At 40.1% G+C, this 22,094-nt stretch carries 17 protein-coding genes, 1 tRNA gene and 3 pseudogenes; 11 read left to right on the top strand and 10 right to left on the bottom strand.

Features of this window, described 5'->3' with window-relative positions; genetic code table 11:
• The first annotated feature begins 3 nt into the window (after nt 1–3).
• The 6 genes and pseudogenes from G6W41_RS07340 to G6W41_RS07315 form a co-directional block, all read left to right on the top strand.
• Complete coding sequence (locus tag G6W41_RS07340) at nt 4–492, top strand: hypothetical protein (RefSeq protein WP_194171087.1); 489 nt, start codon at nt 4–6, stop codon at nt 490–492.
• Between the two features lie 62 nt (nt 493–554).
• Nucleotides 555–1,652 (top strand): recombinase RecA, encoded by a 1,098-nt coding sequence (gene recA / locus G6W41_RS07335; protein WP_194171086.1) that lies wholly within the window; start codon nt 555–557, stop codon nt 1,650–1,652.
• Nucleotides 1,652–2,902 carry a phosphopyruvate hydratase gene (gene eno, locus G6W41_RS07330; RefSeq protein WP_002940828.1) on the top strand — a complete coding sequence of 417 codons (1,251 nt, stop codon included), beginning with the start codon at nt 1,652–1,654 and terminating at the stop codon, nt 2,900–2,902. The genes recA and eno overlap by 1 nt, the downstream gene beginning before the upstream one ends.
• 104 nt (nt 2,903–3,006) lie before the next feature.
• On the top strand, nt 3,007–3,189 hold the full coding sequence (locus G6W41_RS10370; RefSeq protein ID WP_178140078.1) for a hypothetical protein: 183 nt from the start codon (nt 3,007–3,009) through the stop codon (nt 3,187–3,189).
• A gap of 5 nt (nt 3,190–3,194) precedes the next feature.
• A complete protein-coding gene (locus tag G6W41_RS07320) occupies nt 3,195–4,055 on the top strand; it encodes an AMIN domain-containing protein (protein WP_194171085.1) in 861 nt (286 codons plus the stop codon).
• Nucleotides 4,056–4,109: 54 nt separating this feature from the next.
• Nucleotides 4,110–4,235: pseudogene (locus G6W41_RS07315) on the top strand (integrase); the annotation flags it as partial.
• Nucleotides 4,236–4,730: 495 nt separating this feature from the next.
• Here the strand turns inward: G6W41_RS07315 and G6W41_RS07310 are convergent.
• The 6 genes and pseudogenes from G6W41_RS07310 to G6W41_RS07280 form a co-directional block, all read right to left on the bottom strand.
• A complete protein-coding gene (locus tag G6W41_RS07310) occupies nt 4,731–5,861 on the bottom strand; it encodes a glycerate kinase family protein (protein WP_194171084.1) in 1,131 nt (376 codons plus the stop codon).
• Complete coding sequence (locus G6W41_RS07305) at nt 5,858–7,252, bottom strand: GntP family permease (protein ID WP_194171083.1); 1,395 nt, start codon at nt 7,250–7,252, stop codon at nt 5,858–5,860. The genes G6W41_RS07310 and G6W41_RS07305 overlap by 4 nt, the downstream gene beginning before the upstream one ends.
• 165 nt (nt 7,253–7,417) lie before the next feature.
• The gene (locus G6W41_RS07300; RefSeq protein WP_194171082.1) at nt 7,418–8,380 is read right to left on the bottom strand and encodes a phospholipase A; all 963 of its coding nucleotides are present in this window, start codon (nt 8,378–8,380) and stop codon (nt 7,418–7,420) included.
• The gene (locus G6W41_RS07295) at nt 8,373–8,936 is read right to left on the bottom strand and encodes a molybdenum cofactor guanylyltransferase (RefSeq protein ID WP_194171081.1); all 564 of its coding nucleotides are present in this window, start codon (nt 8,934–8,936) and stop codon (nt 8,373–8,375) included. The genes G6W41_RS07300 and G6W41_RS07295 overlap by 8 nt, the downstream gene beginning before the upstream one ends.
• 872 nt (nt 8,937–9,808) lie before the next feature.
• Nucleotides 9,809–11,074 (bottom strand): 3-isopropylmalate dehydratase large subunit, encoded by a 1,266-nt coding sequence (gene leuC / locus G6W41_RS07285; protein ID WP_103589905.1) that lies wholly within the window; start codon nt 11,072–11,074, stop codon nt 9,809–9,811.
• Nucleotides 11,075–11,157: 83 nt separating this feature from the next.
• A pseudogene (locus G6W41_RS07280) lies at nt 11,158–13,200 on the bottom strand (TonB-dependent siderophore receptor).
• 462 nt (nt 13,201–13,662) lie between these two features.
• Between G6W41_RS07280 and G6W41_RS10510 the strand changes: the two are divergent.
• The 4 genes and pseudogenes from G6W41_RS10510 to G6W41_RS07265 form a co-directional block, all read left to right on the top strand.
• Nucleotides 13,663–14,436: pseudogene (locus tag G6W41_RS10510) on the top strand (cache domain-containing protein); the annotation flags it as partial.
• The gene (locus G6W41_RS10505; protein WP_430733019.1) at nt 14,425–15,639 is read left to right on the top strand and encodes a methyl-accepting chemotaxis protein; all 1,215 of its coding nucleotides are present in this window, start codon (nt 14,425–14,427) and stop codon (nt 15,637–15,639) included. The pseudogene G6W41_RS10510 and the gene G6W41_RS10505, both read left to right, overlap by 12 nt.
• Nucleotides 15,640–15,710: 71 nt before the next feature.
• Entirely contained in the window at nt 15,711–17,033 is a 1,323-nt protein-coding gene (locus tag G6W41_RS07270; RefSeq protein ID WP_194171079.1) for an NFACT RNA binding domain-containing protein, read from the top strand.
• A 2-nt stretch (nt 17,034–17,035) separates the two neighbouring features.
• The gene (locus tag G6W41_RS07265) at nt 17,036–17,377 is read left to right on the top strand and encodes a hypothetical protein (RefSeq protein WP_194171078.1); all 342 of its coding nucleotides are present in this window, start codon (nt 17,036–17,038) and stop codon (nt 17,375–17,377) included.
• Nucleotides 17,378–17,494: 117 nt separating this feature from the next.
• On the opposite strand, the gene G6W41_RS07260 is transcribed toward G6W41_RS07265, so the two are convergent.
• Nucleotides 17,495–17,592: transfer RNA gene (locus G6W41_RS07260), tRNA-Sec, on the bottom strand.
• Between the two features lie 75 nt (nt 17,593–17,667).
• On the opposite strand from G6W41_RS07260, the gene G6W41_RS07255 reads away from it, so the two are divergent.
• Nucleotides 17,668–18,243, top strand: a complete 576-nt coding sequence (locus G6W41_RS07255; protein ID WP_012140469.1) for a BON domain-containing protein — start codon at nt 17,668–17,670, stop codon at nt 18,241–18,243.
• Between the two features lie 2 nt (nt 18,244–18,245).
• Here G6W41_RS07255 and G6W41_RS07250 read toward each other — a convergent pair whose 3' ends face one another.
• From G6W41_RS07250 to G6W41_RS07240, 3 genes are read right to left on the bottom strand one after another with little or no spacing between them, the layout of a single operon-like run.
• Complete coding sequence (locus G6W41_RS07250) at nt 18,246–20,696, bottom strand: efflux RND transporter permease subunit (RefSeq protein ID WP_194171077.1); 2,451 nt, start codon at nt 20,694–20,696, stop codon at nt 18,246–18,248.
• Nucleotides 20,696–21,298: an ABC transporter substrate-binding protein gene (locus tag G6W41_RS07245; RefSeq protein ID WP_194171076.1), complete on the bottom strand. Its 603-nt coding sequence runs from the start codon at nt 21,296–21,298 to the stop codon at nt 20,696–20,698. Before G6W41_RS07245 ends, G6W41_RS07250 begins: the two co-directional genes overlap by 1 nt.
• A gap of 2 nt (nt 21,299–21,300) precedes the next feature.
• A complete protein-coding gene (locus G6W41_RS07240; protein WP_194171075.1) occupies nt 21,301–22,011 on the bottom strand; it encodes an MlaA family lipoprotein in 711 nt (236 codons plus the stop codon).
• Nucleotides 22,012–22,094: the final 83 nt, after the last annotated feature.

Raw genomic sequence — 22,094 nt, 5'->3', positions numbered from 1 at the left:
ATGATGAGTGAGTTTTTGAGCGAAGTTTTTACCCTTTCACTTTTGTTTATAGCTATCGGATTTTACGCCATTTATAGGGCTAAAAAGGCACAAAGTGAGCATGAGAAAAATGTGGCTGATTATGATAAAAATCTGCTAAATTTTGCCAGAATTTTAGGCGTAAAAGATCATATCGACCTAGTTAAATTTGATGAAATTTTGACTGAGGCCTTAAAAGAAAAACTAATTTTTAAATTTAATAAATCTACCTCGCAAGATGAATTTCTCTCTTTTATAAAAGATGAGAATTTCAAAACCAAACCCCAAATTTCGCAAAACAGTATCGATGAAGCTTTTTTAAACCTTTGCGCAAGCTCGCTTGTAGAGCCACTAAATCTTGCGATACTAAAAAATGAAGATCAAATTTATGGATTTTTGTTTGAAAAAGAGCAGCTTTTTGCTCTTATTGATAGCGCTGCACTGCTTGGCGAAAATATTATAATTTGCGAGTAAATCAAGTAAAATTCATCTCTTTTTAGATAAAATCAAGCCAAATTTCAACTATAAGGTAAAAAATGGCAAAAGAAAAAGATAATGACAAAAAGATAGCTATCCCAGAGAGCGAAGCGGACAAGAAAAAGGCGCTTGAGCTTGCACTAAAGCAGATCGATAAAGCTTTTGGCAAAGGCACGCTTTTAAGACTTGGCGACAAAGAGGTTGAGGCTATCGAGTCGATACCGACTGGCTCGCTAGGGCTTGATCTGGCTCTTGGCATAGGCGGAGTTCCAAAAGGCAGGATCATCGAGATCTACGGACCAGAGAGCTCTGGTAAGACCACGCTCACACTTCACATCATCGCTGAAGCGCAAAAAGCTGGCGGAATTTGTGCATTTGTCGATGCAGAGCACGCACTAGACGTAAAATACGCCTCAAATTTAGGTGTAAATACCGACAACCTTTACGTCTCTCAGCCAGACTTTGGCGAGCAGGCACTTGAGATCGTTGAGACGCTTGCAAGAAGCGGTGCGATCGATCTTATCGTAGTTGATAGCGTCGCAGCTCTTACTCCAAAGAGCGAGATAGACGGCGACATGGGCGATCAGCACGTTGGTCTGCAAGCAAGACTAATGAGTCAGGCACTTAGAAAGCTAACTGGAATTTTAAGCAAGATGAAGACAACTGTTATCTTCATCAACCAAATTCGTATGAAGATCGGTATGATGGGATATGGCACGCCAGAGACTACAACTGGCGGTAATGCGCTTAAATTTTACTCATCTGTAAGGATCGATGTCAGAAAGATAGCCACACTTAAACAAAACGACGAGCCTATCGGCAACCGCACAAAAGCAAAAGTGGTTAAAAACAAGGTCGCGCCTCCATTTAAAGTGGCTGAATTTGACATCATGTTTGGCGAGGGTGTGAGCAAAGAGGGCGAGATCATCGACTATGGCGTAAAACTCGACATCATCGACAAATCAGGCGCGTGGTTTAGCTACAAGGCTGAAAAACTAGGTCAAGGCAGAGAAAACGCCAAAGCCTATCTAAAAGAGCACCCAGAAATTTCTGATGAGATAGTAGCGGCGATAAAAGGCTCAATGGGTATAGACCACCTAATAAGCAGCGGCGCAAAAGACGAAGACGACGACACAAACGAAGCAGGAGATGAATAATGGTATTTATTGAAGATGTAGAAGCTCACGAGGTTTTAGACAGCAGAGGCAACCCAACAGTTCGTGCAACAGTTAGACTAAGCGACGGAACCGAGGCAAGCGCGATCGTACCAAGTGGCGCAAGCACTGGCAAGCGTGAGGCGCTAGAGCTTCGTGACAAAGACGAGAGATACGCTGGCAAAGGCGTTTTAAAGGCTGTTTCAAACGTAAATGAAAAGATCGCAGAAGCAGTGATAGGACTTGATGCTTACAACCAAAAGGCAGTCGATGCGGAGATGCTTGAGCTTGATGGCACGCACAACTACTCAAATTTAGGAGCAAACGCAGTCCTTGGCGTATCTATGGCGGTAGCTCGTGCAGCTGCAAAGAGCCTAAATATCCCGCTTTATCGCTACCTTGGCGGTGCAAACGCTAGCATCTTGCCAGTGCCGATGTTTAACATCATAAATGGCGGCGCACACGCAAACAATAGCGTTGATTTTCAAGAATTTATGATCATGCCATTTGGCTTTAGCACATTTAGCGAGGCACTAAGAGCTGCAACTGAAATTTATCACAAGCTAAAATCTATCCTAAACGCAGCTGGTCATAGCACGGCTGTCGGCGATGAGGGCGGCTTTGCTCCAAATTTAAAAGACAACGAAGAGCCACTAAAGCTGATCTCACAAGCTGTAAAAGAGGCTGGATATGAGCTAGGCAGCCAGATAAAGCTAGCCCTTGACGTCGCTTCAAGCGAGCTTTACAAAGACGGCAAATACGAGCTTGAAGGCAAGAAATTTAGCAGCGACGAGCTCATTAGCTACTACGAAAAACTTTGCGAAAAATATCCGATATTCTCTATCGAAGATGGCCTTAGCGAGGATGACTGGAGCGGCTGGGCTGAGCTTACAAAAAGGCTTGGCAGCAAGGTTCAGCTAGTTGGCGACGACCTCTTTGTCACAAATGAGAAAATTTTACGAGAAGGCATTGAGAAAAATATCGCAAATGCGATCCTAATCAAGCCAAATCAAATAGGCTCAGTCACGCAAACTATGCAAACTGTCCGCCTTGCTCAAAGAAACGGCTACCGCTGCATAATGAGCCACAGAAGCGGCGAGAGCGAAGATGCGTTTATCGCTGACTTTGCGGTCGCACTAAATACTGGCGAGATAAAAACAGGCGCTACCTCAAGAAGCGAGCGCAACGCGAAATACAACCGCTTGCTCGAGATCGAGCTTGAGGCGGGTGAGTTTTTAGGGGATAATATTTGAGCGAAATTTTAGATGAATATGGCAAAGAAGATGGCATATTTCATAAAATCATAAAATTTGTTCGGCCAACATTACGCTACGTCATAGCCACCATTTGCGTGGCTATGTTTGCCTTTTACGTGGGCAATATGATGTTTGGCAAACGCTCGCTTGATGTGATGCTAAGCCTTCAGAGCAAAAAAGAGAGGCTTAGCGAAGACGTGGAAATTTTAAAAAAGATGAATGCACGTCTGCAAAAAGACTATTTTGAACTACAAGGCCTTGAGCCAGACTCTAATAAAAAGTAGGAACGATGAAGAAAATTTGGTTAGTTTTATCTATCTTGACTGCGAGCTTATGCGCCAGAGAAAACCCATTTATGCCTATTAGCGAGCTAAACACAAGCGTTATGACGACAAACGTCGTAGAAAAATATGACAGCTTCAATTCGCTCTCGTTTAAATTTCCAAGCGATGCGATGCTACTACTTGATGTCACCATAAGATACAGAGCAAATGACGGCAGTATAAAAGAAAAAAGACTAACCGATATAAACAAAACTATCGACTGGAACGATGAATTTGCCCTAAGCAAGATGAAAAATCCAGAACCAGTCGCAGCCAAAAAACTAGACGTCTCAGTCACGATGGCAGAGGTGCCAGCTCAAAAGGTTAGCACGCCAGTGATAATAGAAAAAAATGAGACTAAAATTTCAAACAAAGATAGAAATAAAACCTCAGACGTGCCAACTCCAAACGTCGTAGTGATCGACCTTGGCACAAAAAAAGCAAAAGAGCCAGCTAAACCTGAGCAAAAGGTGGTTGAAGTAAAGATCGAGCCAACCACAAAGCCTGTTGGGGAGACAAAAAGCAGCGAAAAAGAGGTTAAATTCTTAGGATTTGTGAGCTTTTTAGCGCATCAAAAAGAGCTAAATATCATCACAAAAGCTAAAAATTTAAAGCACTTTGCCTATGAAAAAAACAAGATCGTACTTGACTTTGCAAAACCTCCAAGAAGCTTTAAAACTAGAAATTTAAAGCTTGAAAATGAAAATTTTAAAAACGTAATAATCGGCTGGCATGATAAGTATTTCAGAGTGGTTTTAGAGCTTGACAAGATGCATAAATATAAGCTTGAAACCGCTGAAAATGGATATGTGCTTAAGCTTTTATAGTTTTTATATTTAAATTTAAGCCTGCTATTTTTAAATTTCTCTTTGTCGTAACCAAAAAGGCTTAAACTAGTGCAAGAAGCTTTTAGGCATGCTAGCCTAAACACCTTACGAATTTACACGCACTTTGATAGTGACAAGCTAAAACTAGCCGCAAAAGTGGCTGAGGATCTGGCAAACTAGGGCACTAAAAGCAAACCATCAATAGTAAATTTAACCCATGCAAATTTAAAACGCTGCTTGAAGGACCAGCTGGCACGCTTCAGATGATATTAAATTTACCCATACAAAATTTAAAACACTAAATTTAACTACTAAACTCTATAAATATGTGAGCATTTTTAGCTTGTAAGCAGCCTAAAAGCTTGCCCTGCATATAAATACGCCACAAGAGCAAAAACTGCATGAAAATGAAATTTGGCAAGCAAATTTTACTCTGCTCGCCAAATTTATATCAAACTAAAGGGTCTTTCTTATCTTTGCAGGTAACGTTTGCCCAGCGCAAATACCAACTAACCAACCAACCAGTCATTTAGGCTAAATTCACCATTTCTTCTAAGTGGCTTTGTTTTTGCAAAATGTATTAAATTTTGAGAATTTTTGTAGCACTTTGTGAGTAAAATTTGAAGTTAAATTTAGGGAGAAAAAGATAGAAATTTAGCTTCTATCTTTTTAAATTTATGCTTTATGATTTAGCATATAAAGACGGATGACTTGCTCGGCAGTCATCTTTAAATTTCTAATAGCATTATCTTTTCGCATGGCTTCTTCAAGGCTCATTGGCTCATTTAGTATGCAAAAATAGGCATCAATGCCGTGTTTATGGCAGTCTTTGGCGCATCTTTGCACGCTTCCAGCAAGCGCGATGACTGGCTTATGATGTCTCTTAGCTAGCTTTGCCACGCCTGTTGGGGTCTTGCCCATGGTGCTTTGAAAGTCCATGCGGCCCTCACCAGTGATGACAAGATCGGCCTTTTTGATCTCATCTTCAAGTGCTATTGTCTGCGTGATGATCTCGATGCCAGGCTTGAGCTTTGCGCCCAAAAATGCCACAAAGGCAAAGCCAAGTCCGCCAGCTGCTCCAGCGCCCTTTTGCGTGTGAAATTTGGTGCCGTTTTTCTCTTTTACAAGCCCTGCAAAGTGCTTTAGCCCGTCATCAAGCTGCTTTACCATGCGACCATTTGCGCCCTTTTGTGGTGCATAGACGTAGGCAGCGCCCTTTTGTCCGTAAAGTGGATTATCCACGTCACAGGCGATTAAGAATTCGCACTCTTTTAGCTCTTTTATAGCCTCTTCATCTGAAAATTCGCAAATTTGAGCTAGATCCTCGCCTTTACCCTCAAGCAAAGCGCCATTTTTGTCATAAAATTTAAAGCCAAGAGCGCTTAGCATGCCTGTGCCAGCGTCATTTGTCGCACTTCCGCCGATGCCTATGATAAATTTCCTTGCCCCCTTGCTAATGGCATCTTTTATCATCTGACCAAAGCCAAATGTGCTAGTTTTCATAGGATTTCTCTCATCAGGATTTATAAGAGTAAGTCCAGAAGCACTTGACATCTCAAGTATGGCGAGGTCGTCTTTTAGGGCATATCTAGCTAAAATTTCAGTGCCAAGCGGGTTTTTGACGATGGTATCTATAAATTTAGCATCAAGCGCATCAGCCATAGCCTCCACGCTGCCCTCGCCGCCGTCAGCCACTGGCTTTACGACGACGTCACAAAAATCTTCAAGCGCCTCTTTTATAGCAAGGCCCGCCTCAAGTGAGCTTAGCGAGCCTTTTAATGAATCTATCGCAACCAAAATTCTCATAAAAGCACCAAAGATAAAATATAAACGCTGATCATTCCAACAACGCCCATGATAAATGTCATCGCTGTTTGTGTGCGGTAACCTTGATCTGCGGTCATTTTACTAAAGTTTGTCACGACCCAGAAGTAGCTATCGTTTGCGTGAGATACGCACATAGCACCAGAGGCTATCGCCATGACACAAAGTGCGGCTGAAATTTCGCTCGTAAAGCCAAGTATGTACATGAGCGAGTTGCCATCGCTAAATGCGCCCATGATAGAGGCTGTCGTGATGATAGCCACAGTCGAGCTTCCTTGAGCGGTTTTTAGCACGGCTGAGATGATGAATGGGAAGAAAATTCCTACCGCTTTTATAGTTGAGGCATTTTCTTTGATGAAATTTACAAAGCCAGCCTCGGTGATGACGTTGCCTAAAACGCCGCCAGCTGCGGTGATAAAAAGTATTGGACCAGCGATCTTTAATGATTCATTTGTTATGTGGTCAAATTCTCTCATCTTTTTAGTTTCAGCTAGTAAAAATACGCAAAAGATCACGCCGATCGCAAGGGCGATGATAGGGTTACCTAAAAATAAAAATATCTTTGGCAAGAGTGCGGCTTTATCAAGCATGCCTTGTTTTGCCAAAACGTCGATCACAGAGCCAACCGCCATGAAGATGATAGGCATGATGATAGGAGCAAGGCTCAAAAATCCGCTAGGTAATGTGCCAAATTTCTTTAAAAGCTCCTCGTAGCTAGCTGTTATCGTAGCGTCAGCCTCTTTGTCGCTGATAGTTACACTTTTAGCGATACTTTTTGAAAAGAAATAAACAGCTACCAAAACAGGCACTGAAACTACTGTACCCATGATGATGACAAGAAGTAAATTTCCTCCAAGGCCAAGTGTGCCAGCAGCGGCTATCGGGCCAGGAGTTGGTGGGATGAAGACGTGAGAAGCGTATAGACCGCCACTAAGTGCTACTGACATAGCAACTGGGCTTGCTGAAATTTTCTTATAAAGTGCCTCGCGGATAGAGTTTAAGACGACAAAACCGCTATCGCAAAATACTGGTATGCCAACAACCCAGCCCATTATAAGCATGGCAAGCTCAGGGCGTCTTTGTCCGACTAGCTTTACGACCATGTCAGCTAGCTTTAGCGCAGCTCCTGTTTTTTCAAGCACTGTGCCGATGATCGTTCCAAAGATGATGACGATGCCGATGCTCTTAAATGTGCCACTAAAACCAACGCCTATCATCGCTGGGATCTTGGATAGATCGATACCTGCGACTACTGCTAGCACCAAAGATATACTCATAAGTGCCAAAAATGGATGCACCTTGAGCTTTGAGATCATAACGATCATAAGGATGATTGCTATAACAAAACAGACAATCAAAGCTATACCGCTCATGAAAACTCCTTTATTGTGAGATTTTGCCAGTGATTTTAGCAAAATTTGCTTATATTTTTTCTAATATTTTTAAGTTTTTCTATTAGTTAAATTTTTTTCGTTATTTATCTAAAATTTACTTCATCTGCCCAAATTTAGCCACTTTATAAGATTAAATTTTTAAGGCTATTTTAAAATAACAAAGCCAAGACCAACCTTGTCAGTGTGTCTATCATAGTCAATCAAACTCTCGCCGTATCCTGTAAAATACTGCAAATAGCCATAAACGCCACTTGAAAATATCGGAAACATATATGAAATTTCAGCTGCACCTTTATTTGTTTTATCAAAATGTAAGTTATTTCTTAGCATTAGGCTAAAAATTTGGTCATTTAGCTTGTAACTAAGCCTTAGATCTCCGTGTCCGATGTAGTTTAAAATTTCTTTATTGTCGTTCTTTTCACCGATCACGCTCCAAACTCTTGGCGAGATGGTTAAATCTCCATAGACTAGATCGCCTTGCACGTAGGCTCTGTTCCAGCTCCTTGAGTTAGTGCCATCTCGTCCGTTTGACTCATGCAAAAGTCCAAATTTTAGGTTTTTCACGCCTATTTGCTCTAGGTATTTTGGAGAGGCGAAATTTAAGAAAATTTCTGGCTGATAGTTTGTCTCACGAAACGGAGCTGAAGTTTTTGTTATCTGCCACCAAGAGGTTTGCGTATATGCTGCCACAAGGCTCTCTCTAAGCCCAAAAACATCGTAAAATAGCGGCTTTGCAAGGCTTATTTGAAACTTCGTCTCAACGCTCTTTCGCCCGTCATCTGGGACAGTTTTAGCGTAAGTTACTGGCAAAAGGTAGTTAAATTTATAAAGCTCGATGCCAAGTGCATTTTGTAAATTTTTATCGCTTTTATCTCTTAAAAGATCAGCCTGCTTTAGCTTCGCATCATTTGGTGCTGGCTCGTTTGCTTGCACATTTTGCACCGCTTCTTGCTCGCCTAAAGAGCTTTTGGCTAGCTCTTTATAAATTTGCATCGCAGCCTTTATATCGCCGCTTTGTTCAAGCTCTTGTGCCCTTTTAAAGTCATCAGTCCTGCCTGCCATCAAAAATGTAAGGCTAAGGCTTAAAAGCAATGTAAATTTACTCATTTTTCATCTTTTCATTTGCTATTTTGTACTCTTCTGGGAAATTTACGTTAAAAAACCGCTCTTTGTCCTTAAAATTTACTATCTTGCACTTGCAGTTTTTTCGTAAAAGTCCGATTTTATGCTCATTTTTTAGGTAAAGCTCGCGCGCAAGTGGGGCTAAGCTTGGACTAAAAAAGCCACAAAGCGAGTGGATATGCTCATTATCGCCAGCTACGACCATCTCAAATTCATCTTTAAATTTAGCCAGCTCGCCAAGACTTTTTGGGTCAAAAAATGGCATATCAGCTGGGATGATAAAGACGCTATGATCAAAGATTTTTAGCACAGAGTAAAGCGCTAACATCGGCGAATAATCCTCGCTGCTCTCATCTTTTATGAGCTTTAGTGGCGGGTTAAATTTCTCAAATTTAGAGCTTACAAAAACCTCATCAAAGACTTTGCTAAATTTAGCAACTTGATAGTGCGTGAGTGTTTCAAATCCCCCAAATGGCAGCAAGGTCTTATCCTGCCCCATGCGCGAGCTCTTGCCCCCTGCTAAAATGACGCAAGTTTGCATCTTTTATCCTTTTAAATTTTAAAAATTACAAAAGTATAACCAAATTTTCTAACTCATCTTGTTTTAAATTTATTATCACTTAGCAAAGCTTTGCCCTTAAATTTGCAAAAAAGAGCATTTTGCTGCGAATAAAATTAATTTTTTTACCTCGCTAGTCATAAAGCTAGAAAATAACGGCTTACTTTTAAAGGAGATCAACAAATTTTAGGTTGGATAGGCACATGCTTACCAGTTGTTATGTACTTTTCATACATCCCACAGATAATGGGCAACCTTGATGGCAACAAAACGCCTTATATACAGCCACTAGCGGCTGCGCTAAACTGCACGATCTAGACAAGTTACGGCCTACTAAAAGCTAAAAAAGACTATCCACTTTCTGCTGCAAACTTCCCAGGCATAATCTTTGGACTTTTGGCAACTATAACAGCGTTTTAATGCGCTAACTTCAAGCCTTTTACGCTAAAAATAGCCGGTAAATTTACAAATTTATCGGCTAACAAATCTAAATTTTACAAATAAACCAAAATATCAAAATTTAAGACAGATCTAAAAGTAAATTTCACAAGAAATTTCATCAAATTTGTCAAAAAGATGAGGCAAAGCATTGTGAGATGGGTTTTAAAATTTGGCGGCAAGATTTTAAGATAGATTTAGATGTTGTGACGAAATTTTCAGAAGGAATTTCATCAAAATTTGTGAAAAAGATAAGGCAAAGTATCGTGAGATGGGTTTAAGGGCTTTGCTTCCCTTGCGGTCGCAACTGCAAGCAGAAGCGACGTAAAAATTTAGCAAAGATAAGACATTTTAGTCTATCGAGCTAAATTTTTACTAGCTCCGTTAAAAACGCTCGCGAGACGAGCCGTTAAATTCTAAAGATCGCGCGGATCGGCGATTTTACCAGCTATCGCTGAAGCCGCCACAACAGCCGAGTTAGCTAGATAAATTTCACTCGTCCTATCGCCCATACGACCGACGAAATTTCTATTTGTCGTTGATATGCAGCGTTCATTTGCACCTAAAATGCCCATATATCCGCCAAGACAAGCGCCACATGTTGGGTTGCTCACAACCGCTCCTGCTTCTATAAAAATGTCGATAAGCCCCTCTTTTTCAGCAGCTCTTGCGATCTTTTGTGTAGCTGGAGTGATGATGAGCCTTGTTTTGCGGGCTACTTTTTTACCTTTTAGGATTTGCGCTGCGATGCGAAGGTCGCTTAAACGGCCATTTGTGCATGAGCCGATAAATGCTTGATCGATAGCTAGATCGTCGCGAACAGCCTGCCTTACGCTCTTGCCGTTGCTTGGCAAAAATGGATATGCGATGACTGGATCAAGATTTGTGACATCGATCTCTAAAATTTTGTCGTATTTTGCGCCCTCATCTGAGTAGAAAAATTTTGGTTTATCGCGTAAATTTTTATCTTTTAAAAACTCTTTTGTTATCTCATCAACCGCGATGATACCGCTCTTTGCTCCAGCTTCGATCGCCATGTTACACATTGAAAATCTATCATCCATGCTAAGGCCATCTATCACCTCGCCGCTAAACTCAAGCGCCTTGTAAAGTGCGCCATCAACGCCTATTTGACGGATGATCTCAAGGATGAGGTCCTTGCCATAGACGTGCTTATCAAGCTTGCCTTTAAAGACGACTTTGATGCTCTCAGGCACTTTAAACCAGTTTTTGCCAGTGATCATCGCATAAGCTAGGTCGGTGCTACCCATGCCAGTGCTAAACGCTCCAAGAGCGCCGTGCGTACAGGTGTGACTGTCTGCGCCGATGATGACGTCGCCTGGGATGACTAGTCCTTTTTCAGGCAAAATCGCGTGCTCGATGCCCATATCTTTTTCGTCAAAATAGTTTTTAAGGTCGTGTTTGTAGGCAAATTCGCGTGAAATTTTGGCTTGATTTGCGCTTAGGATGTCCTTTGTCGGGATGTAGTGGTCCATCACGATAGCAAAGCCGTCTGGGTTAGCTAGCTTTGTCGCGCCACTTCGTTCAAACTGCTTGATCGAAATAGGCGTCGTGATGTCGTTGCCTATGATCATATCGATCTTGCTCTCGATGATCTCTCCAGCGCTTACCTCTTTGCCAACGTGATCTGAAAATATTTTCTCGGTGATAGTTTGTTTCATAAATTTCCTTTAAATTTTGGGGCGATTTTAACAAAAATAGCTAAATTTAAAGAAAATTCACCAAGCCAAAAGGCTTAGTGAAGTTAAAATTTAACCGACGCAGTGAGCATAAACTGACGAGCATAGCCCATTTGAACTGGTAGCATATTTGAAGTTGTTCCAGTTGAAGAAGACGTAAAGTATAGTTTGTCCGTTAGGTTTTTAACGTTAAATGCGAAATTCGTCTCGTAGCCGGCTATTTTAGTATCGTAGCTTATAAATGCATCATATACGACTGCGTTCGGAAGCTTAAATTGCGTAGCTGTGTTAGTCGCCGTGCTATAAAAATACGTATACCAAGAGCCAAAATATCTTGCTCCACCACCAAGCCTTAGTCCTTTTACGTCTAGATGAGTGAAATCATAGTTGGCAAATAAACTTCCTTGATGTTTTTGGGTGCCTTCAAGCGTTTTACCGATCATACCGATATACGAGTCTTTCTCGGTTTTAATTTTTGTATAAGCGTAGCTAGCAGATAGACTTAGTCCGCTTGTTATTCTGCCGTTAAAATCAAATTCAACACCTTTAGATGTTTGCTTCTCCAACTGGTTGTGAGTTTTCCGTTATGGTTCTACCGATATTTTTCTTATCTATCTTAAAGCCAGCTAATGTTGCGGTTATGCTATCGTTTTGGAATTTACTTCCAACTTCGATAGATTTGCCTTCTCTGGATCGGCATTTGTTATATTATCGCCTGTAGTAGTCGATACTTGTGGTTTAAAGCTCGTAGCATAGTTTGTATAGACGGACCACTCTGGCGTTATGAGATATAAAAGTCCCGCCTGATAGGTTAGAGCTTTATCGGTTTGATCTGTTACTGGCTTACCGGTTATGCTTCTTTTGCCTAATGAATCGTAGTACTCATATCTAAGACCAAGAGACAATATAAGATTGTTGGTTAAATTTATACTATCCTGGACATATCCTCCGACGGTTTTTTGCTTAACTTTTATTATATTGTTTTGTCTTGAAGTAGCCGACCAAGATGTGCCAGACGCCGCAATGCCGTTTAATAAATTTATCTTACCTATCGTATTAGACCAAGCGCCAGATCTTGCCCTATAGTAGTCTTTGTAATCGATACCAAATAGTAAGTTATGAGATATTGTGCCAGTATCAACTATGCCATTTAGCGTAACGCTGCCAGCGTGGGTGCGATGTATAAAATCGTCGAAATATTGATATCTACGATCGGCATTTGTTAAATTTCTAGGATTGGTAACGATGATATCTGAATACTTATGTGTAGATCTAGTCAGTGCATACGCGGCTTTTAAAAGCCATGCTTCGCCGATATTTTTTTCGAAATTTAAATCTACAGTATCGGTTTTGGCGTCAATATACGCCTCTTTTTCATCAAATCTTTGTTTATCAGCACCAAAAATAGTTCCCGCTGCATATCCGGCGGTTGCTTTAGGTAATATATATGCGCTCCTATCGTAAGGTTTAGTCGTTTTCGAGTGCGTATAGCCTAAATTTATTCGGTAATCATCGCCTTTATATGAGATGGTCGGAGCTATAAGGAGATTTTCAAAATCGCCAAAGCTTCTCCAATAATCCTTTTTTGAATAATCAAAGATTAATCTATAAGCAAATCCGCTATCTGCTATCGGTCCTGTCATATCAAATCCAATGCCCCGATATTTTCTATTTCCTATTCCCGTCCAAATTTCATTATGAATGCGGTCGTAAAGTGGTTTTTTGGTTACCATATTGATAACGCCACCTGGATCTTGTGGACCGTAAAGTAAGCTAGCTGGACCTTTTAATACTTCAACCGTTTCAACTGTCTTATTAAAGCTATCCATAACGCCTGCTGGCACGCCATTGCGCATTATTGAGCCGTCACGCTCGCTAAAAAATCCACGCTTGACGATAGCATCAAATACGCCGCCTGTTGTATTGCCATAGCTTATGCCACTCACGTTTTGAAGGCTCTCTGCTAATGTCTCTGGCTTTTTGTCTTTTAGCTGCTGAGCCGTCACGACATTTACGGTTTGTGGTATCTCAAGGATGGGTGTATTTGTCTTGCCAACTTCGCTAGTTGTGGCTCTATAACCATCATCCGCGCTATCTTCTACGCTCACGCCTTCTAAATTTACATCAGCGCCATTTAAAGCCGAAATCGCAAAACAAAGTGCGATACTAATGCGAAATTTACTCAACTGGTCTCCTTTAAAAATTAATAATTTTAAAAATAGTTATCATTATATAAAATTGCAATTTAATTTTTTATGAATTAATTTACATTATATTTATGAAAATTTCACAATCACCATAAAAATACTAATTTTATTATTTATATATTTTAAAATTATAATTTAAGCAATTAAAATAAATTCAACGTCAAATTTAGCCTTAAATTTTATTCTAAGTCCCTAAAATACTCTGTTTATTACTTTGGATAATTAAATTAATAAAAATTAGCAAAATTTATCATAACAAGCGTTATTTAGCTACTTTTTGCTATTTTTTCTTAAAAATAAAAATTAAGAGATATTGTTTAACTTTTATTATAAAATACGCCGAAAATTTTAAAAGGATTTAAGATGAAAAGACTTTTTTCTAGCTTGTCTAACAAGATAGCCTTTTTGCTGACAGCTTGGATGCTAATAGGCATAGGCATATTTTTTAGCATAAACTACTCAAATTCCAAATCGGAAAAAATTCAGTCCTACAACAATGTGCGCAAAACTGGGCTAAAATCGACGATGTATTTTGTCGATGAGTTTTTAAAATCAAGACTTCACATGGTGCAAACCTTTGCAAAAGAGCTTGAGGACAAAAAGACCTATGCTAACAGGGACGATATAGCTGAGGCACTAAAGGGTGCGTTTGTCATTTCGCCATTTGACGCGCTATTTGTGGGCTATGCAGATAACGGCAACGTCATCAAGACTGATCTTTTGAAAAACAACCAGCCATTTTTGATACCAAATTTTGACGGCCGCACAAGGGCCTGGTTTCAGGGTGCTAGCAGCAGCGGCAAGCCTGGATTTTCAGAGCCATACGTAGATGTCACGACAAAGAATTTAACCATCACAGCCTACGCTCCTATCTTTGATAGCAACCATAAGCTTGTAGCGGTAATTGGCGCAAATATCTTTTTAAACGGCCTTAGCGAAGAGCTTTTAGAGATAAAAACAACCAAAACTTCAAACATCATGATCGCCGATGATGCTGGCAAAGTGATAGTTCATCCTGATATAAATTTGGTCTCAAAAGAAGATGAAACCTACAAAAATCTCATCAAAGAAAATATGAAAAACAGCATAGATGGCGACAAGGTCTCGCTATTTTTCTATAACGGCATGAGAAATGTGATCTACTGCCAAAAGCAAAAGATAACAGGCTGGAACGTCTGTATAGTGGCTGATGCTGATGAGTTTGTAGCTGAGATAAAAAGCGCTTCAAATAAGCAAATTTTGATGTTTAGCCTATTTTTGATCTCAGTCATCATCGCTATTATGGTGGTCGTTAGATACTTCTTAAGGCCAGTTTTAACGATACAAAATGGGCTAATCGAGGTCTTTAAATTTATAAACAACAAAACTTCAAACGTCGAGCCTATCAAGCTAAAAAGCAGCGACGAACTAGGCGTTATGGCTGCTATCATAAATGAAAATATAGAGAGCACAAAAGAAAATTTAAATAACGAGCGCGAGTTTTTAGCCAAAACGCAAGAATTTGTAAGCAAGATAAAAGGTGGCGACTTTAGAGCGACGCTTGAAGCGACGACAAATAGCCAAGCTCTGCTAAAGCTAAAAGAGGCATTTGGCGATCTACGTGACTCGCTAAAGACAAATATCGCTTCAAATGAGCATGACATCTTAAAAGCGCTAGAAATTTACTTTAAAAATGACTTTACCGCTAGGATAAACGACGAGGGCGTCATCGCAAAAGGCATCGACGCACTTGGCGATAAGATCGCGCAGATGCTAAAAAATAATGAAGATGTCGCAAAACTGCTAGAAGACCGCGCAAAGGCGCTAAAAGGCTACATGCAAGAGCTAACGACTAAGGCAAACAAGAGTGCAACTTCGCTCTCTGAGGGTGCGGCTGCGGTTGAACAAATGAGCGCATCTATGAGGCAGGTAAATGCAAGATCTGATGATGTCAAAAGACAGTCTGAGGAGATAAAAAATATCATCACCATCATCCACGACATCGCCGATCAGACAAATTTACTAGCCCTTAACGCTGCCATTGAAGCAGCACGTGCGGGCGAGCATGGCAGGGGCTTTGCGGTTGTGGCTGATGAGGTTAGAAATTTAGCCGAGCGCACTCAAAAAAGCCTTGGTGAGATCGAAGCAAATGCAAACATCCTAACGCAAAACATCGATGATATGAGTGCAGCGATAAACGAGCAAACCATAGCGATCGCTCAGATAAACACACTGGTTGCCGACATCGACAACCTAACAAAAGAAAATCTCGAAGTGGCAAATCAAACAAACAAAGCCACAAACGAGGTCGATGAGATCGCTGATCAGATCGTTAAAGAGGTGGCTAAAAACAAATTTTAACTTTTGTCCTAGCAAACCAGCTAGGACATTTCATTAAAACATTTTTGCAACATTTCTGATATAATCCCCGCATGAAGTACGCACATTTAGTTCAAATAGCAAGTTATCTATCAAAATTTAAAAAGATCAGCCAAGCAAAGCGCGTAAGCAACATGGCTATACTTATCGAATTTAGCGGCGAAAAGATCATTTTTGACCTAAATAAGTCAAACTCTGTTATCTATAAAGACGGTGAGCTAAAAGAGGCGAAAATTTATCAAGCACCCTTTGATAATGTCCTAAAAAAGCGTTTTAACGCCTCGCACATAAAAAACGTCGAGTGCCTAAAAGACAATAGAATTTTAAAATTTACCTGCACACAAAGTGGCTCATATAAAAGCGAAAATTTCATCCTTTATCTTGAATTTACAGGCCGCTTTACAAACGCCGTGATAACTGATGAAAATAGCGTGATCATCGAGGCACTAAGGCACATCGATAATAGCTACCGCAAGATAGAAACTGGCGAGGTTTTAAAAGAGCTGCCAGCCATCGCCATCAAAGAAAAGCCGTGCGAGCCTATAACGGACTTTGATGAGTTTTTTAAAAGTGAAGCAGCTAGGATAAATGAAGCAAGGATGGCTAGTCTAAAAGAGGCAAAGCTTACTAGCGTGCAAAAAAAGATAGATAGCATGAGAGAAATTTTATGCTCGCTTGAAGATAAAGATGAGCTTATGAAAAAGAGCGAGGAGTTTGCAAACTACGGCACGATCTTGCTTGCAAATTTGGCAAATTTTAAGGGCTATGAGAGAGAAATTTGTCTTAATGATTTTGATGGCAACGAGATAAAACTAACTCTTAGCGATACACCCAAAAATAGCGCAAATGAATTTTATACAAGATCAAAGAAATTTCGCGCAAAAGCCCTTGGCGTGGAGATAGAAAAGAGAAATTTAAGTGAAAAGATCGAGTTTTTAGAAGGGCTAAAGTCACTTTTAAAAGAGGCAAATAGTGCTTACGAGCTTGAAATTTTAAGCCCAAAAAACAAGGCAAAACAAAGAGAGAGACATATAAAAGATGTAAGCGAAAATGCTGAAATTTTCTATGTTAGAGAGTTTAAAATTTTAGTTGGCAGAAATGAAAAAGGCAATATAAATTTGCTCGATCTTGCCAAAAAAGATGACATCTGGCTTCATCTAAAAGACGCCCCAAGCGCTCACGTCATCATAAAAACAAACAAGAGCAAAGTGCCAGAAGACGTGCTAGAGATGGCTGCTAAATTTTGCGTGGAATTTAGCGTAAAAGGGGCTGGCAGATACGAGGTGGATTACACTAAACGTGAAAATTTAAGGCGTGAAAATGGCGCAAATGTCACTTACACAAACTACAAAACGATCATCATAAATAAAGGCTAAAAATGGCGGTAACACCTTTAGGAAACAGCAACTTCATCAACCAAAACGCCCCAGTCGTCTCGCAGGTGCATGCAAACCAGCAAGCACGCTTTGACATGCAAGCGCTAATGGCATCTGAGCTAGCCACCCAGCAAAATGAGGAGATCAAAGAGGTGCGTCCGATGGAGGAGTCATATAAAATAGACCCTGAAAAAGAGCACGAGCGTCAAAAAAGCGAAGAAGAGGCGAGCGAGTTTGAGAACGAAGAGCAAAACGCAAAAACTAAAGATGAAGAGGTCTTAGAAGACGAGCTTGATAGCGAAGAAGAGAGCGAAGAACCGCACGTTTTGGATATAAAAATTTAAACTTTGAAATTTAAAGACAATGGTTTAAATTTGTAACCTTCGTTTTTAAAATTTAATAGCTAGCTGCGCCTAAAATCAAAAAATCATTTAAAAAGTAGAAATTAAAAGAAGTAAAAGTGGCGAGAGGATGAGAGAATCGAACTCCCCACCAGACGGTCAACCGCCCAGTCATCGGGTTTGAAGCCCGTGAGCATCACCAGATTACTTTATCCTCCGTGCGTGTTATTTTAGCAGATTTAGATAAATTTTAGCCCATTTTCTATAAACTTTTTGAAATTACAAAAGGATTTATGATTTCTAAATTTAGCGTTTTTGCATTTTTGGTCTTATTTTTTTGCTCTTGCTCCTCAGTCCTCACCCCAGCAACAGCACCACTAAATGTATATGACGCATACTCCATTTCTCGCGATAAACGCGGCATCTACTCGATCTCACGTGATAAATTTATCCAAAGCAAGCTACAAAGCAAAATTTTATTTTCAAAAGGGCTTAGCAACATCGACATCGAGATAGAGGTCTTTTATGGCGATGCCTATCTCATAGGGCTTGTTGATAGCAAAGAGCTTGAAGGTAAGCTAGTTGAGCTTGCCAAAAGCACAGACGGAGTGCGCAAAATTTACACCTATCTTAGGGTAAAAAAGAGCGAGTATCCGTGCGATAGCCTGAGCATTCTTGCAAATTTAAAGCAAAATCTCTTTAAAGATAGTGTCGTTGAGGGCACAAATGTGCGTGTTAGCATCGTTGGCTGTGACGTTGTTTTTAGCGGTGTGGTAGATAGCATCGAGCAAGAAAAGCACGCCATTTGGTACGCTAAGCACATTGACGGCGTGGCTGATGTCTATTCGTTTATCAAAGTTATCAAATAAATTTATACCTCGCGCTTTTTCACAAAGCTTGCTATCAAACTTGGCAAGATGATGAGCGCACCAAGTAGCATAAAGACCATAACAAGATCAGTTAGCAAGCCAAAATAAATTGTCGGTATAAAGTTGCTAGTTATCATCACACTAAAACCAAGAAAAATGGTAAATGAGGTGTAATACATCGCGTATCCTATGCTAGCGTGCGCAGCCTTGATGCTTTCAAAAACGTCTTTTGTAAGCAGCTCCTCTTTGAAACGGTGGATGTAGTGGATGATATCATCAACGCCGATGCCTATACTAATGGCAGCAATCGTAATGCTCATCACATCAAGCGGTATGCCAAAAAATCCCATCACGCCAAAAAGGGTGCAAAGCGGGATCAAATTTGAGACTATCGCGATGGTTGCTAGCTTGATACTTCTAAAAACAAAACAGAATATGACAAAAAGTATCGCAACCGTTAGTCCAAATGTATCAACCTGCGAGCTAAGTAAATTTTGAAGCATGTTGTTATAAAGCACCATCATACCGACAACTTCGATACTCACGTTGTCATTTTTAGTAAGCTCTAAAAGCCCTTCTCTAAGCTCTTTTAGAAATAAATTTCGTCTAAGATTTGGATCACTATCAACGATCCTTAGGCTAAATCTAAGCTCGTCGTTTTCGACGCTTACATAAGGGCTTAACAAGATCTTTTTATACTCAAGTGGCAGTTTTTCATACATCGCAGCTAGCAAAAAATCATCACTAACGCCGTTATTTAGCTCTTTTATCGCCTTTATAAGCGTTGCAAGCGAGCTTACGTTGCCTACAAAATTTTGCTCTTTTAGATAGTCGTGAACTTTTTCTGCAACTCTTGTGTGGTAGCTGTTAAACCAGTATTTTGCGCTCTTTGCGTCGTTTTCAAACTCGCTTTCAAAGTCATCTTTCTCATCACTTTTTTCTTGTTTTGGCTCGCTCTCTTTAAATTTCACTATCACATCAACTGGGATCGTGCCACCAAGCTTTGTGTCGATGACTTGCATGCCTTGGCGGATCTGCGTGCTCTCTTTAAAGTAGCCAATGAAGCTATTTTCAACCTTTATCTTACTGATGCCATAAACGCCAAAGCAGACAACAAGCACGCAAACTGCGTAGATGATCTTTCTTGAGTTTAGGGCTAAATTTGCGCAGTATTTTGTAAATTTAAAGCTATTTTCAAATGTCCTAACAGGAGCAAGCTTCTTTAAATTTACATTTACCGAGCCAAATAGCAAAAATGCAAGCACAAGTGAAACGCTAATGCCAGCACTCATCATAATGCCAAGCATGATAACTGGCTTTATATCAGCACTCATTAATGAGCTAAAGCCAATGACCGTCGTAAATATCGCCCAAAAAGATGGAGAAAATTTGTCACGAAGTGTCAGATAGATAAGCTGGTTTTGACTATATTTTGGATGTCTTGCGTAAAATTCTCTGTAGCTTACGACTAGGTGGATGACTGTTGAGATGGTGATGATGAGCTGAAGTGCGATGTAGTTTGAGCTAATGACCGTCACTTCCCAGCCAAACATACCAAAAATCCCAGTCGTAAAAATGGCACTTACCGCGCAAATAAACATCGGCAAGACGATCCATCTAATCTGCCTGAAAAATAGCCACAAACTAAAGCTAAGAAGCGCTAAAACGCTTAGCCCATAAACCAAAAGATCGCTCTTTATAAAGCCTATCATATCATCAGCGATCATGTTTGCGCCGCCCAAAAACAGCTCGTCATTTGCGTTAAATTTAGCGATGGCTGCCTTTATGGCTTCAAGGTTTTTGTGATCGCTCTTTCTAAGCTCATCTCGGTAGGCTTTAAACTCCGCTAAAAGCACTTTAAATTTCTCTTTTTCAGCCTGCGTGATAGTGCCGTTTGACTCTTTTTGGCTAAGTAAATTTCGCTCATTTACAAGCTCGTTAAATTTATCATCTTGCTTTAAATTTAGCGCGATCGCTGTGGTTTTTAGATCTTTGCTTATCAAATTTCCGCTATAAATAGGACTTTTTGCAAACTCAAGCTTTGCTTTTGAGATATTTATATCTTTATCGCTTAGTGTTGGCGTGTGATCTAAGATGCCTGTAACGCCACCTTTTACGCTATTTAAAAGTGGCACGTTTAAGATAGAGATGACGCTGCTAACCATATCGTTTTTGGCTAGTTCATCACTTAAATTTTTAATAAGCTCTAAATTTTTAGGCGAAAAAAGATCATCTTTTGGGGTGAAAGCGACCACCAAAAGCCCTGGCGAGTCGTAGCGATTTGCGATCTGCCTATAAGCTTTTAGATCTGGGTCATGCTCAAGTAGCAAGGTCTCAGCCGAAGCATCGATGCTAAGCTTTGTGCTAAGGTAGCCAAAAACTACGCTTAGAACTAGCACAAGCGAGATAACAAGCTTGTTTTTGGCAATGATAAATTTAAAAATTTGTCGCATTAAGGATTAGTTTTGTTTTGATCAGGCAAAACCGCTTCGTTTAGTTTTTGTAAAAGCGTATTAAAATCGCCATTGTTTAGCACGTCGCCAAACTGGCTTCTATAAGTTTGTATAATGCTCACACCAACAATATCAAGGTCGTAAATGAGCCAGCCACGCTCTTTTGCATCGTAAAATTTATAGACAAATTCATAGTTTTTGCCATCATTTAGAAGCTCTGATGTGAGCCAGTATCTATTTTTTTGAGGCTCACTCTCTCCAGTGATGTGGATCTGTTGGTCTTTGTAGCCTAAGAGCTTGTCGATATATGAGCTTTTTAGCTTTTGCTCAAATGCAGCGTCAAATTTAGCTTGCTCGTCAGCACTTAGGCTGTTGTAGCGTTTGCCAAGGCTGATCTTTGCCATTTGTTTGTAGTCAAATAGTGGATCAAGTAGAGCGAAAATTTCTTTTGTCTTTGCATTGTTGTCTAAATTTGTATTTTTTAAAATTTCGATCACCTTTGTTGTCTTTGCCTCTATCTCAGGCTTTATCTGCTCTTTTGAGAGGGCAAAAAGGCTAGTTGTTAAAATTAAAATCGCCGCTATAATTTTAAAAATTTTCATACTTACTCCTTGATAAGTTTATCGCGTCTTTGCTCGTAAGCATCGCGTAAAAATGGATATAGATCGATCGCATCTTTGCGTAGTTTTTCATAAGCAGTTGGATCTTGTGAAAAGCTGTTAAATGCTCTATAAGATTTGATACCAAGCGATAAAAGCCTAGGATCAACGTAGCTGATAGGATCGGCAAAATAGTCTCCAACCATGCCGCCAGTATCTCTTAAATTTGATGGACCAAGCAAAGGCCAAACGATGTGAAAGCCGCTTCCAAGCCCCCAGTAGCCAAGGGTTTGTCCAAAGTCCTCATTGTGAGCCTTTAGATCATAGTATTTTGCCCCGTCTGTTAGCCCTCCAAAGCCAATTATCGTATTTGCTAAAAAGCGCAAAGTCTCTTCGCCAGCGTTTTGAAATTTAAACTGAAGCAGGTTATTTACAAAACGCACTGGGAAAAGGAGGTTGTCAAAGAAATTTGCGACCATCGTCCTAGCTGTGGCTGGCACGACATAAGCGTAGCCTTTTGCAACTGGAGTTAGCATGTTTATGTAGATAAAGTCATTTACATTTGTCATCACTCTGTTGTAGCCACTAAGTGGGTCAAAAACATCTTTTTTTGCTTCAAACTCAACGTCAAAATCATCTTTTTCACTGTTTGCGTTCAGATCAGCGCTAGCACAGGCTAAAAGCAGGCTACAAAAGATAGCAAGCAAAAATTTCATCATAAAACCTTAAAATTTATTTATAAAATACAGCTTGATTTTATCCTCTTGAAACTTTACAAGAAATTAAAGAAAATTTGTAA

The sequence above is a fragment of the Campylobacter concisus genome (assembly GCF_015230035.1).
GTDB lineage: Bacteria > Campylobacterota > Campylobacteria > Campylobacterales > Campylobacteraceae > Campylobacter_A > Campylobacter_A concisus_BK.
The sequence above is the reverse complement of the archived record's forward strand: the minus strand, read 5'-3'. Positions and strand labels throughout refer to the sequence as shown.